A 12547-nucleotide genomic window follows, 5' to 3' on the forward strand; every position below is an offset into this window, starting at 1 on the left:
GGACATCCGCAGCTGACATGTGGGCGGCGCGCTCCACGCCCGCCGAGCCCCGTCCTGGCCAGCACGTTCCTGCCCCGGAGCCGCGGGTCGCTCCGCCTTATGAGGGACGGCAGGCGGCGTCGTACACGCCACCGACCGATCCGCGGCTGGCTGCGCCGTACTCTGCGCGTCGCGCCGATCCTTACGCCGTGCCGGCGGACCCGCGCCCGGCTGCTGAGGCCGGGCAGCGGTCCGGTGCGCCGTACGGCATGCCGGAGCCACCGCGGCGTGGCGCCCACAGCCTGGAACCGCCGACGGACCCCCGCTTCCCGGCGCCGTTGCAGACGCCGCCCCCGCCGCGCGCCCCGGAACCGGCCCCGGTCCGCCATGCGAGCGATCCGGCCGGACCGGAGACGACCCAGCCGATCGTGCCGTCGGCCGGGTGGGCGGCGGCAGCAAGCGCGCCGGCCGAGACGCGCCCGGCCACACCGATCCCACCGGTTCAGCCGACCCAGCCGGTGCCGACCGCCCGGCCCGTTCCGACCACGCCGCCCGTCTCGGCCGCGCCGGCCCCGACCGCACCCCAGGCACCGCCCGCGCCGCCGGTTTCGGCCCCGCCGCCGGTTTCGGCCCCGCCGCCGGTTTCGGCCGCGCCGCCGGTTTCGGCCCCGCCGCCGGTTTCGGCCGCGCCGCCGCTCGCTGCGCGGCAGCCGGAGCCGCCGGTGGTGCGGCCCGTGTCGGCCGCACCTACGCCGCCTGTGGCGCGACCTGTTTCGGGAACGCCCGTGTCCTACCGAGTGTCGCCGCCGACGCCGGCTTACGAGCCGCAGCAGGCCCCGACCGCGCGGGAACTCGCCGCGGTTCAGCCCGAACCGGTCATGGCCGCACCCGAACCCGCCGCAGCCGCACCCGAACCGGTCATGGCCGCACCCGAACCGGTCATGGCCGCACCCGAACCGGTCGCGGCCGCACCAGAACCGGTTCTGGCCGCACCCGAGCCCGTTGCAGCTGCGCCAGAGCCCGTCATGGCCGCACCCGAACCCGCCGCGGCCGCGCCGGCACCCGTCATGGCTGCGGCCGAACCTGTCCTGGCCGCACCTGCCGCAACCAAGCCCGAACCCGTCACCGCCGCGCCCGATCCTGGTGTCGCCGCGCCGGACGCAGGCCCGGCCACGCCGGACGCAGGCCCGGCCGCGCCGGACGCAGGCCCGGCCGCGCCGGACGCAGGCCTGACCACGCCGGAGACGGCCGACGTCGCGCCTGAGCCGGCTGTGACGGACGTGGGTCAGCCGGAGCCGGTTGTGGCAGAGGAGACCCCGCCGGCCCGGACGGAGACCGCTGAACCGACTTCCCCGGAAGCAAACGTTCCGAGCCCGGACAACGAATCACCGGCTACCAACCCAGCAGGGCCCGCCGACGGCACTGTTCCGCCGGACCCGGCTGATGCAGACGCCGGAGAACCCACCACCGCCGCAAGCAGCGTCGCGGTGGTCGAGCGGCCCGCCGATGAGCTTCGCGAGCCCGGCACAGTCGTCGAACCGAGCGACTCGGCCGCTGACGACAGCGACCCGGCCGAAGCCGCCGGCGACAGCGACCCGGCCGAGCCCGCCAGCGACAGCGACCCGGCCGAGCCCGCCAGCGACAACGACCCGGCCGAGCCCGCCAGCGACAACGACCCGGCCGAGCCCGCCAGCGACAACGACCCGGCCGAGCCCGCCAGCGACAACGACCCGATCAAGGCCGCCGACGACAACAGCGGCCCGGTCGAGCCCGGCGACGACAGCGCCCAGGCCGAGCCCCGTGACCAGCCGGAAGCCGAGGCCGAGGTCGTCATCGACGTGCCGGTCGCCGTGGTGGACGCCGGGGATGAGGTCGTCGACGCCGAAGTCGTCGAGGCTGATGGTGCCGAGGCCGAGGTCGTCGCGGAACCGGTCGTCGTCGAGGTCGCTCCGGCCGTCGCCGATGTGCCCGCGGCCGCGGAGCCGCCCCTTGACGCCGAGATCATCGACGTTCCGGCGGGTGAGGCTGTCCAGGAGCAGCCTGCGGTCGATGGACAAGCCGAGCCGGTCGGAACGCCCAGTGACGAGGCCGCGGCAGGGGTCGCCGATCACGGCGCTGACGGCTCAGACGCTCAGCGGCCGGCGGACGAGGAGGGTGAACCGGCGGGTGGCGGGCTCGGGTGGTTGTTGTCGATGAGCGGGCTGGGTGCGGTCACGGCCGATCCGGATTCGATTCCGGTGTCGCCCGCGGAGTCGCCCGTCAGCGCCGCGCCCGCTCCCGAGCCGGTCAGTGCCGCCCCGGTCCGGACGGACTGGTTCTCCCCCTCCGCGGAGAACCAGATCGTGACCCCTCGGGAGCCGAAGGACGACCCCGCCGGGACCGTGCCGGGCGAGACGGAGACCGCGGCGAGCGGACCCGTCGGCGGCGAGGCCCCTGCACAAAGCGAGCCGGCAGAACCAGACGAGCCGACAGAACCAAGCGAGCCGCAGGACCAGAGCGAGCCCGAAGACCAGGCCGAGCCCGAAGACCAGGCAGAAAGCGAGACGACAGAGCAGGCAGAAAGCGAGACGGCAGAGCAGAGCGAAGCGGTCCAGGCAGCGAGCCCGGACCGTACGGAGCAAGCCGTCCGCGCCCCGAGCATGCAGCTGCCCACCCTCTCCGTACCCCCGCCGCCGGAGCCCGAGCTCGAGCCCGTACCCGTCCTGGCCGACCCGGAACAGCTGCTGTCCGCGTACCCGTGGGAGGTTGATCCCGTCACCCTGCGCGAGACGGTGGCCGAGCCGGACCGGTTGCGGGCGTTGCGGGATCGGTTCACCGACCGGTTGGAGTACGCCGAGCGTGACTCCGTCCGGGCGCGGTTGCTGAGTTTGCGGGCCGTGGTGAGCCGGCTGCTCGGGGAGTACGGCCGGGCGCTCGCCGACGGGCGGGAGGCGTTGCGCCATGCCGAGGCCACCGGGGAGCTGGGGCAGGTTGCCGTCGTGCAGGCCCGGCTGGCTCAGGTGCAGCAGTGGCGGGGCGATTTCGCCGAGGCCGACCGGTTGTACGAGGAGGCCAATTCCGTCGAGCTGCCCGGCCGGTTGCGGGCCGAGATGCATGTGAACGCCGGAAAGTCCTGTTATGAGCAGGGGCGGTATCTGGAGGCGTGCAACCATTTCGAGCTCGCGTTGGAGCTGCGGCGGGTCGAGGATCCCGATCTGGTCGCGCGGACCGAGGCGGCGCTCGATGCGGTGATGGCTCGGGTGCAGGAGGCCGGGTGGGGTCCTTACCCGCGGTCGCGGGAGGAGATCCTGCAGCAGAGCCGTCCGCCGCAGCCGGCTTCCGACTACGAGACCGGGCTTGTCGGGTACGCCGACAGCAACGGTGACGTGGTCATCGCGGAGTCGTTCGCCGACGCCCAGCCGTTCTCCGAGGGCGCCGCCTGGGTACGCCGCCCGCACGCCGCCGCGTGGGAGCTGATCGACGAGTCCGGGGCGCTGCTGATCGACGAGTCGTCGGCGTACCTGCAGGCCCTGCCGTTCACGGACGGCCTGGCGTGGGTGTCGCGCGATCCGGCCGGCGGGTGGTTCGCGGTGGACTGGCACAACCGGGTGATCGTGCCGGGCGGGTTCGACGACGTACGGCCGTTCCGGCGGGGGGTGGCACCGGTGCGGCGCGGCGGCTGGGGCGCGATGGACCGGCACGGGCGGGTCGTGGTGCACCCGAAGTACCGGGCGTTCGCGACCGAGTTGAGCGCGGGCGGGCCGGTGGACGGGTTCACCGAGGAGGGGCTGGCCGTCGTGGACGCCGGCGACCGGTTCGGCGTGGTGGACCGTACGGGCCAGCTGCGGGTGCAGCCGGTGCACGCGCGGCTGCTGATCCACCCGGCGGCGTTCCTCGTCGGTGACCGGGACGGGCGCTGGGGCGCGCTGGACCGTGACGGCGAGCCGCTCGTCGGCGTCACGTACCGCGATCCGGCCGAGGTGATGCAGGAGATCGAGCGGCTGATCCCGGACGACAGGCCGGTTCTGTAAGGAGCGGGTAGGGTCGGCGGTCATGGAGTTCCGTCACCTCGGCCGTTCCGGTCTCATGATCAGCGAGATCGCGTACGGCAACTGGATCACCCACGGTTCCCAGGTCGAGGAGGAGGCCGCCGCCGCGTGCGTGCGGGCCGCCCTCGACGTGGGCATCACCACCTTCGACACCGCAGACGCGTACGCCGGCACCGCCGCCGAGGAGGTGCTGGGGCGGGCGCTGAAGGGTGAACGCCGCGAGGGCCTCGAGGTCTTCACCAAGGTCTACTGGCCCACCGGCCCCGGCCCGAACGACCGCAGCCTGTCCCGCAAGCACGTCATGGAGTCGATCAACGGGTCGCTGCGCCGGCTGCAGATGGACTACGTCGACCTGTACCAGGCGCACCGCTTCGACCATTCGACGCCGCTCGAGGAGACGATGGAGGCGTTCGCCGACATCGTGCACTCCGGCAAGGCGCTCTACATCGGCGTCTCGGAGTGGACCGCCGAGCAGATCCGCGCCGGCCACCGGCTCGCCCGGGAGCTGAAGTTCCCGCTCGTCTCCAACCAGCCGCAGTACTCGATGCTGTGGCGGGTCATCGAGGCCGAGGTCGTGCCGGCGTGCGAGGAGCTGGGGCTGGGCCAGGTCGTGTTCTCGCCGATCGCGCAGGGCGTGCTGACCGGCAAGTACGAGCCGGGCAAGCAGCCGCCGGCGGGGTCGCGTGCCACCGACGACAAGTCGGGCGCCCAGTTCATCCAGCGCCTGATGACCGACGAGGTGCTGACCACCGTGCAGAAGCTCAAGCCGCTCGCCGAGCAGGCCGGCCTGTCGATGGCCCAGCTCGCGGTCGCCTGGGTGCTGCAGAACAGCAACGTGTCCGCCGCGATCATCGGCGCTTCCCGGCCGGAGCAGGTGCACGACAACGCCAAGGCTTCCGGCGTACGCCTGGAGGCGGACCTGATGGCGGCGATCGACGACGTCCTGGGCGACCTGCCCGAGCGGGACCCGGCGAAGACGGTGAGCCCCGAGCGCCGGCCCTGATCCGCCTCGTGGCCCGGTCCACAGGGACCGGGCCACGGCACCGGGGCCGCTCAGTCGTCGGCGGTCTTGCGCAGCACCGTGAAGGCCGCGTCCAGCTCCACCTCCCATTCGGCGGCGTCGGCGGCCCGGACGTCCACCTCGTACGCCGCGTCGCCGTCGTCGCCGGCCTCGACCTCGATGACCGTCCCGCCGGGCACGGCCGTACGGGCGGCCGCCTCGGCCGACGCACGCTCGGCGGCGGTCAGCGTCCGCTCCACGGTGTCGGGGGCGTCGCGGGTGTCGGCCTGCGCCACCGAGGCCCAGGTGACGCCGCCCGCGGCGAGCGCGGCGACGGTGGCGACGGACACGATGGCGACGCGCTTGCTGCGGAGGGGGAACTTCTTCATCGTCGGCAACCTTTCTCGACTGGTCCGGATCGGTGCCCAGAGTGCCGGTCCCCCGCTGAAGCGACCCTGAACGAGTCTGAAAGCCCGTTCAGCCGCCGGGCAACCGGACCGTGAGGCGCGCGCCGCCCAGCTTCGCGTCGGACACCGCGACCGTCCCGCCGTGGGCGGCGACGATCTCGCGGACGATCGCCAGGCCCAGGCCGCTGCCGCCGGCGTCGCGGGCCCGGGCCTCGTCGAGGCGTACGAAGCGTTCGAAGACCTGTTCGCGGTGCTCGGGCGGGATCCCCGCGCCGTCGTCCTCGACGGTCAGCTCCACCGTGCCGCCGGTCCGGCGTACCGCGACGGCGATCCGGCTGTCGGCATGCCGGGCCGCGTTGTCCACCAGGTTGCGCACCACCTGAGCCAGCGCGGCGGGGTCGCCGCTCACCCGGCCACCGCCGATGCCCGAGGTACCGACGGTCAGGCCGGGCCGGGTGACCCGGCGCGCCTCCGCCAGGGCCAGGTCGTCGACGTCGACGTCGCGCCGTACGCGGACCGCCGCGCCCTCGTCGGCCCGGGTGAGCAGCAGCATCTGCTCGACGAGGCGTTGCATGCGGGCCGACTCCTCGAGGACGGTCTCCGCCAGCTTCCCCTCGGGCATCGCGCGCGGATGGGCGTGGGCCACCTCGGCCGCCTGGCGGATGCCGGCGAGCGGGGACCGCAGCTCGTGGGAGGCGTCGGCGACGAACTGCCGCTGGCGATCGCGGGCGGCCTGGAGCCGGCCCAGCATCCCGTTCATCGTGCGGGCCATCCGGCCGATCTCGTCGCGGGACGGCGGCTCGGGCACCCGCCGGTCGAGCCGGTCGCCGGTGATCTCCTCGACCTCGCGCCGGATGCGCTCGACCGGGGCGAGCGCCCGGCCCACCACGGTCCACGTCGTGGCGCCGACGAGCAGCAGCACCAGCGGCAGCCCGGCGGCCAGGGGCGTGACCAGCGCGGCGGACGAGGCGTCGACCTCCTCCAGCGACGCGCCGGCCGCCACCCGGTACGCCCGCCCGCCGGCCGTGACGTCTTCGGCCACCACGACGTACAGGTGGTCCGCGCCCGCCAGCCGGGCCTCGCCGGTGCCCCGGACGGGCAGCGGCCCGGCGAGCGGCCGGGAGGACCGGACGACGGCGCCGCCCGCGTCGGTGACCTGCCAGACCACGTCGCCGGGCTCGTCGTCGTCCTCGCCGTCGGCGGGTTCCGCCACGGGCAGCCCGCCGGCCTCGATCTGGGCGGCCAGCGCGGCGACCCGCCCCTCGGCGGCCGACTCGGCGGCGTCACGCAGCGAGTGCCGCACCAGCGCCACGAGCGTGACACCGCCCGCGAGCAGGGCGATCCCCACGACCACCACGGCCACCGCCGTCGTCCGCATCCGCACCGAGGCACGGCTGCCGCGCCGGTCAGCCACCGTCGCCGCCCAGGCGGTAGCCGGCGCCGCGCAGTGTCTGGATCGCCTGGCGGCCGTACGGCCGGTCGATCTTGTTGCGGAGGTGGCGGACGTACACCTCGACGATGTTCGGGTCGCCCTCGAAGTCGCCGCCCCACACCCCGTCGAGGATCTGCCGCTTCGACAGGACCTCGCCGCGGCGGCGGGCCAGCAACAACAGCACCGCGAACTCCCGGGCGGTCAGCTCGATCTCCGCGTCGCCGCGCCACACCCGGCGCGCGGACGGGTCGAGCCGGATGTCGCCGGCCTCCAGCAGCGCCGGCCGCTCCCGCGCACCCCGCCGGGCGATCGCCCGCAACCGCGCCACCAGGACGGGGAACGAGAACGGCTTGGTCAGGTAGTCGTCGGCGCCGGTGTCGAGGCCCTCCACCTGGTCCCACTCGCCGTCCTTGGCGGTCAGCATGAGGATCGGGGTCCAGTTCCGCTCCGCGCGCAGCGTCGCGCACACGCGGTAGCCGTTGACCTGCGGGAGCATCAGGTCGAGCACGATGGCGTCGTACTCGTTCTCCCGGGCGAGCCACAACCCGTCGACGCCGTCGTGGGCGAGGTCGACCGCGAAGCCCTCGGCCTCCAGACCCGCCCGCAGCGACTCCGCCAGCCGCTTCTCGTCATCGACGACGAGCACGCGCATGGGCCACCTCCGGGCAGTCGGGACCACCATCGTGGCCCACCGGAGCCTGAACGCCCGCTGAAGGGAGGGCTCAGTCGCTCCAGAAGCGCATGTACGCCAGCCCCAGCTGCCCGAGGTCGTCCGGCAGTCCGATCAGCGCCCCGATCCAGCTCACCGCGTCGAAGAACCACACGTTGATGCGCGACTGCCAGAGCAGCACGAAGAGCATGATGAAGCCGTACGGCGCGAACAGGTCGTACGCGCGGCGGTAGGCGTCGTTGAGCCACGGCCGTACGACGTTGCCGCCGTCCAGCCCCGGCACCGGCAACAGGTTCAGCAGGCTGGCCGTGACCTGCAGGAAGGCGAGCGCCGCGAGGCCCAGCCAGAACGCGCCGTGCGGGCCCAGCGAGACCGTTCCGCCGCTGAACACGAGCGCGTCGTCGCCGGCGCCGAACGCGAACGGGGCCGCGAGCAGCAGCGCGAACACCACGTTGGTCGCCGGGCCGGCCGCGCTGATCAGCGACTCCCGGGCCTTGCTGCGGACGTACGCGTGGTCCACCCAGACCGCGCCGCCGGGTAGACCGATGCCGCCGAGCACGACGGCGACCAGCGGCAGCACGATGGACAGCAGCGGGTGCGTGTACTTGAGCGGGTTCAGGCGCAGGTAGCCGCGGTCGGCCACGCCCCGGTCGCCGGAGAAGTACGCGATCAGCGCGTGCGCGTACTCGTGCAGGCACAGCGACAGCACCCAGCCGGAGATGACCAGCAGGAACACGTCAACGCGGACGTTGCCGTACCCGGTCCAGGTCATCCACGCGCTGACCCCGACCAGCGCGAGGATGCCCACGAAGACCGGGCTGGGCAGGAAGGCGCTGCGCGGGGTGCCGCGGCTGAGCTGGAAGCTGCTCACTCGGCCGGAAGCAGACTCATCTTGTAGTCGACCCGGTCGTCCTCGACCAGGCTGACCTGGGTGACCCCGGCGGCGGCCAGCTCGCGCCAGGCCTGGCCGATCCACGACTCGGCGTCGGCCTGGCTGCTGAACGTCTCGGCCGGGCCGGCCACGGGCTGCCCGTCGACGCCCTCGTACCGCCAACTCCACGGCATGCGGTCGTCCTCCTCGATGTGGCGGATGCTTGCGTCCCACCCTACGGTGTACCCGCCGCCGCGCCCGCCCGGGCGCGCACGCGCCGCTCCCGCGGGGGGCCGGCACGCGGAAGACGGCCGTGCCCGCCCGGGCGCGCGCACGCGAGAACCGGGCGGACGGCAAGGGCCGGGCCGCATGATCGCCGGCGACGGATCTAAGGTACGGGGCATGTCTGCTGACGGGTGGAGTTCGGTCCTGGTGCTCGGCGGGATCCGGTCCGGCAAGTCCGCGTTCGCCGAGGCGCTGGTGGCGTCCGCGCCGTCGGTGCGGTACGTCGCCACGGCCGTGGGCGGCGAGGACGATCCGGAGTGGCGCGGCCGCATCGAGGCGCACCAGCGGCGCCGGCCGCAGTCCTGGACCACCGAGGAGACCGGCGCCGACCCGGCGCGCCTGGCCACGCTGCTGGCCGAGGCGAAGCCCGACGAAACGCTGCTCGTGGACGACCTGGGTGGCTGGGTGGCCGCCCTGCTCGACCCGGCGAACCAGCCCAACGACGACGTCGCCACGGTGACCGCGCTGGCCGAGGCCGTACGGTCATGCGCCGCGCGGGTGGTCGTGGTGAGCCCCGAGGTCGGCCTCTCGCTGGTGCCGGCGACCCCGGTGGGGCGTGCTTTCGCCGACGCGCTCGGTACGGCGAACCAGGCCCTGGCCGACGCCTGCGACCGGGTGGCGTTCGTGGTGGCGGGCCGGCCGACGTGGCTGAAGACCGGCGCCGCCGAGCCTGGCATCGTGACCGACGTCCAGGCCGAGGACAGCACCGCCGAGGTTCCCGCCGCGCCGCAGCACGACGCGATGACCGCCGCGATGACCGCCGCGGTGGCGAGCGCTACGCCGGCCAAGCCGCTCACCTTCGGCGAAGCCGATCGGACCGACCGGGCCGATGCGGCCGCTCCGATCCCCCGCGACACGGTGATCGAGGCCGGGATGGATCTCCCGCTGCCCGACGGCGACGCCGGCCCGGACGCCCGCGACCGCCTCGAGCGCGTCGACCTGCCCGGCGCGGGGATCGGCGTGCTGATCGAGGCGGTCGAGTTCGCCGCCGGCACCCAGGCCACCGCCACCCCGCGGCCGTGGGGCCGGGTACGCGTCCTGCTGTTCGACGGCCGGCACGACGGCGGCGCGACGGCGGGCGCCGACCCCCAGGACTCGGAGCGGCGCGCCGCCGAGGCGGAGACCGGCGAGGGCGCGCTGGCCCGGCTGGCCGCCACCGCCGACGCCGACATCGCCGTGGTCCGGGTGCCCGCCTCCGGCGCCATGGAGGACGGCCCGGTGCTGGACGCGGCGACCGTCGACGCGGCGCTGCGGCAGGGCTGGGAGCTGGCCTTCGCGGCCGCGGACGACGGGCGCGACGCCCTGATCATCGGCGCGTGCGGCACGGGTACGGACGCGGCCGCCACCGCCGTGGTCGCCGCGACCACCGGCGCCGAGCCGGTCGCGGTGCTGCCCCGGGTTCTCGTGCCCGGCGGCCGCTATGACGACGAGGCGTGGATGCGGCGCTGCGCGGCCGTCCGAGACGCCATGCACCGCGTCCGGCAGGAGCCGCGCGGCGCGAAGGACGTGCTGGCCCAGCTGGGCGGCGCGGACCTGGCCGTGGCCACGGGCGCGGTGCTGGGTGCGGCAGCCTGCCGGATCCCGGTGCTGGTGGACGGCCCGGTGGGCATCGCGGCGGGGCTCGTCGCCCGGGATCTGTCCTCGCAGAGCCGGCACTGGCTGCTGCTCGCCGACGCGGGCCGGCAGGAGCTGGTCCGCCAGGGCGCCGACGTGCTGGGCCTGACCCCGGTGCTGGAGCTCGGCCTGGACCTGGGCGAGGGGGCGAACTCACTGGCCGCCCTGCCGCTGCTGCGGTCGGCGATCGCGCTGGCCGGCCTGCTGCCGGTGCACCCGGCCCTGCTCGCGACGCCGGGCGACGGCGGGCTGAGCGACGACGACGCCGAGTTCATCGAGCCCGAGCCGGACGGCCCCGGCCCGGCCAGTGTGTGACGGGCTCCGCCTGGCTTTGACCACGCTGACGGTCCTGCCGGTCCGCGCCGGACGGATCGACCGGCGGGTGGCGGCCCGTGCGATGAGCCTCGCCCCGCTGGTGGGTGCCCTGCTCGGCCTCGTCCTGACCGGGGTGCACGCGGCGCTGCCGGACGGGCTGCTCGGCGCGACGGTGACGGTCGCCGTGGGGGTGCTGCTGACCCGGGGGCTGCACCTGGACGGGCTCGCCGACACGGTGGACGCGCTGGGGTCGTACCGGTCCGGGGACGCGGCGCTGGAGATCATGAAGAAGCCGGACATCGGCCCGTTCGGCGTGGCCGCGATCGCGCTCACGCTGCTCATCCAGGCCGCCGCGCTGACCGAGGTGGGCCCGTGGGCGATCGTCGCCGCGTGGGCGACGGGACGGCTGGGCATCGTGCTGGCCTGCCGCCGCGGCGTGCCGGCCGCGCGGCCCGACGGTCTCGGCGCGCTGGTCGCCGCCACCGTTCCCACTCCCCTGGTGGCGGCGATCGCGGTCGTCGTCGCGGCGGGCGCGGTGTGGGCGGTGCCGGACCGGCCGTGGGCGGGCCCGGCGATCGTGGCCGCGGTGGTGGTCGCCGTGCTCCTGCTGCTGCGTCACGCCGTACGGCGCTTCGGCGGCATCACCGGCGACGTGCTGGGCGCCGTCACGGAGGTCGCGACGACGCTGACCTTGCTCGGGCTCGCGCTGGCGTAGCGCCTCAGCGCACCGACGTCTGCACGAACGGCGGCTTCACGATCCGCGCCGCGGTCCGCCGGCCCCGGATGTCGATCTCGACCTCGTCGCCCTCGGCGAGCCCGGCGGCCGTGTCGAGCAGCGCCAGCGCGATGCCGACCTTCTTCGTGGGCGAGAACGTGCCGCTGGTCGTCTCGCCGACGAGCGTGCTGCCGGCGTACACCTGCATGTGTCCCCGCGGGATGCCGCGGCCCGTCAGCTCCAGGCCGCGCAGCGACCGCCGGGGGCCCTGCTTCTTCTCGGCGAGCAGCACGTCGCGGCCCCAGAACGCCGGCTTGGACCAGCCGACCGCCCAGCCGGAGCGCGCCTGCACCGGGGTGATCTCCAGCGACAGCTCCTGGCCGTGCAGCGGGTAGCCCATCTCCGTGCGCAGCGTGTCGCGCGCGCCCAGCCCGCACGGACGCACGCCCGCCGCGACCAGCGCGTCCCACACCCGCGTCGCATCGGCCCACGGCACGACCAGCTCGTAGCCGACCTCGCCGGTGTACCCGGTGCGGCAGACGATCAGCTCGACGCCGTCGACACGGCCGGTGGAGAACGACATGTACTCGTGCTCGACCGGCAGCCCCAGCGCCTTGACGGTGTCCGGCGACTGCGGGCCCTGCACCGCGAGGACGGCGTGGTCGCGGTGCTCGTCGCGTACGGTCACACCCGCCGGAGCGGCCGCGGCCAGCCGGCGCACGACCTCGGCGGTGTTCGCGGCGTTCGGGATCAGGAAGACCTCGTCCGGCCCGATCAGGTACGCGATCAGGTCGTCGACCACCCCGCCGCTCGCGTCGTCGCAGCACAGCGTGTACTGCGCCTTGCCCGGCCGGATGCGCCCAAGGTCGTTGGTGAGGCAGGCGTTGACGAACTCCGCCGCGCCCGGCCCGGACACCCGCGCCTTGCCCAGGTGGGACACGTCGAAGACGCCGACGGCCTCGCGGACGGCCGCGTGCTCGCGCAGCACACCGCCCCCGGCGTACTCCAGCGGCATCTCCCAGCCGCCGAACGCGGCGAACTTGGCGCCCAGAGCGCTGTGGCGCTCGTGCAGGGGCGAACGGAGCAGGGGCGTGGCGTCGGTGGACATGAGTGGCAACTTACCCGTGACCTTGCATGTGGTTAGCATCGGCGGGACACGCCGTCCGGGCGACCCGCACCGGACGGACCATCCGCCGGAGCCGCCCACGAGGGAGCTCCGGCCCCAGTCGCC

10 protein-coding genes are annotated in these 12547 nt (G+C 74.7%); 4 read left to right on the forward strand and 6 right to left on the reverse strand.

The genetic code is table 11. The annotated features are described in order from the left end of the window. The first annotated feature begins 1466 nt into the window (after positions 1–1466). Both IT780_RS35030 and IT780_RS35035 read left to right on the forward strand, forming a co-directional pair. Positions 1467–3989 carry a WG repeat-containing protein gene (locus IT780_RS35030; RefSeq protein WP_199516132.1) on the forward strand — a complete coding sequence of 841 codons (2523 nt, stop codon included), beginning with the start codon at positions 1467–1469 and terminating at the stop codon, positions 3987–3989. Between the two features lie 22 nt (positions 3990–4011). Further along, a complete protein-coding gene (locus tag IT780_RS35035) occupies positions 4012–5010 on the forward strand; it encodes an aldo/keto reductase family protein (RefSeq protein ID WP_199516133.1) in 999 nt (332 codons plus the stop codon). Positions 5011–5060: 50 nt separating this feature from the next. Here the strand turns inward: IT780_RS35035 and IT780_RS35040 are convergent, their stop codons facing one another. From IT780_RS35040 to IT780_RS35060, 5 genes are all read right to left on the reverse strand, one after another. Then, positions 5061–5396, reverse strand: a complete 336-nt coding sequence (locus IT780_RS35040) for a PepSY domain-containing protein (RefSeq protein ID WP_199516134.1) — start codon at positions 5394–5396, stop codon at positions 5061–5063. Between the two features lie 88 nt (positions 5397–5484). Beyond that, the gene (locus IT780_RS35045; protein WP_199516135.1) at positions 5485–6828 is read right to left on the reverse strand and encodes a sensor histidine kinase; all 1344 of its coding nucleotides are present in this window, start codon (positions 6826–6828) and stop codon (positions 5485–5487) included. After that, complete coding sequence (locus tag IT780_RS35050) at positions 6821–7498, reverse strand: response regulator transcription factor (protein WP_199516136.1); 678 nt, start codon at positions 7496–7498, stop codon at positions 6821–6823. The genes IT780_RS35045 and IT780_RS35050 overlap by 8 nt, the downstream gene beginning before the upstream one ends. A 70-nt stretch (positions 7499–7568) precedes the next feature. Beyond that, on the reverse strand, positions 7569–8387 hold the full coding sequence (locus IT780_RS35055) for a site-2 protease family protein (protein ID WP_199516137.1): 819 nt from the start codon (positions 8385–8387) through the stop codon (positions 7569–7571). Further along, positions 8384–8581, reverse strand: a complete 198-nt coding sequence (locus tag IT780_RS35060) for a hypothetical protein (protein WP_199516138.1) — start codon at positions 8579–8581, stop codon at positions 8384–8386. Before IT780_RS35060 ends, IT780_RS35055 begins: the two co-directional genes overlap by 4 nt. A gap of 208 nt (positions 8582–8789) precedes the next feature. On the opposite strand from IT780_RS35060, the gene IT780_RS35065 reads away from it, so the two are divergent. Further along, positions 8790–10601, forward strand: coding sequence for a bifunctional adenosylcobinamide kinase/adenosylcobinamide-phosphate guanylyltransferase (locus IT780_RS35065; protein WP_199516139.1), 1812 nt, complete (start codon positions 8790–8792; stop codon positions 10599–10601). Then, the gene (gene cobS / locus IT780_RS35070) at positions 10594–11316 is read left to right on the forward strand and encodes an adenosylcobinamide-GDP ribazoletransferase (protein WP_199516140.1); all 723 of its coding nucleotides are present in this window, start codon (positions 10594–10596) and stop codon (positions 11314–11316) included. Before IT780_RS35065 ends, cobS begins: the two co-directional genes overlap by 8 nt. A 4-nt stretch (positions 11317–11320) precedes the next feature. On the opposite strand, the gene gcvT is transcribed toward cobS, so the two are convergent. After that, positions 11321–12424, reverse strand: a complete 1104-nt coding sequence (gcvT, locus tag IT780_RS35075; RefSeq protein WP_233413985.1) for a glycine cleavage system aminomethyltransferase GcvT — start codon at positions 12422–12424, stop codon at positions 11321–11323. Positions 12425–12547 lie beyond the last annotated feature (123 nt).

The organism is Nucisporomicrobium flavum, assembly GCF_016464385.1.
GTDB lineage: Bacteria > Actinomycetota > Actinomycetes > Mycobacteriales > Micromonosporaceae > Actinoplanes > Actinoplanes flavus_A.

Bases quoted from the DNA above. Each gene is read 5' to 3' on its own strand.
- IT780_RS35035 (WP_199516133.1), top strand. From the start codon at position 4,012: ATGGAGTTCCGTCACCTCGGCCGTTCCGGTCTCATGATCAGCGAGATC.
- IT780_RS35040 (WP_199516134.1), bottom strand. From the start codon at position 5,396: ATGAAGAAGTTCCCCCTCCGCAGCAAGCGCGTCGCCATCGTGTCCGTC.
- IT780_RS35050 (WP_199516136.1), bottom strand. From the start codon at position 7,498: ATGCGCGTGCTCGTCGTCGATGACGAGAAGCGGCTGGCGGAGTCGCTG.
- IT780_RS35060 (WP_199516138.1), bottom strand. From the start codon at position 8,581: ATGCCGTGGAGTTGGCGGTACGAGGGCGTCGACGGGCAGCCCGTGGCC.
- IT780_RS35065 (WP_199516139.1), top strand. From the start codon at position 8,790: ATGTCTGCTGACGGGTGGAGTTCGGTCCTGGTGCTCGGCGGGATCCGG.
- gcvT (WP_233413985.1), bottom strand. From the start codon at position 12,424: ATGTCCACCGACGCCACGCCCCTGCTCCGTTCGCCCCTGCACGAGCGC.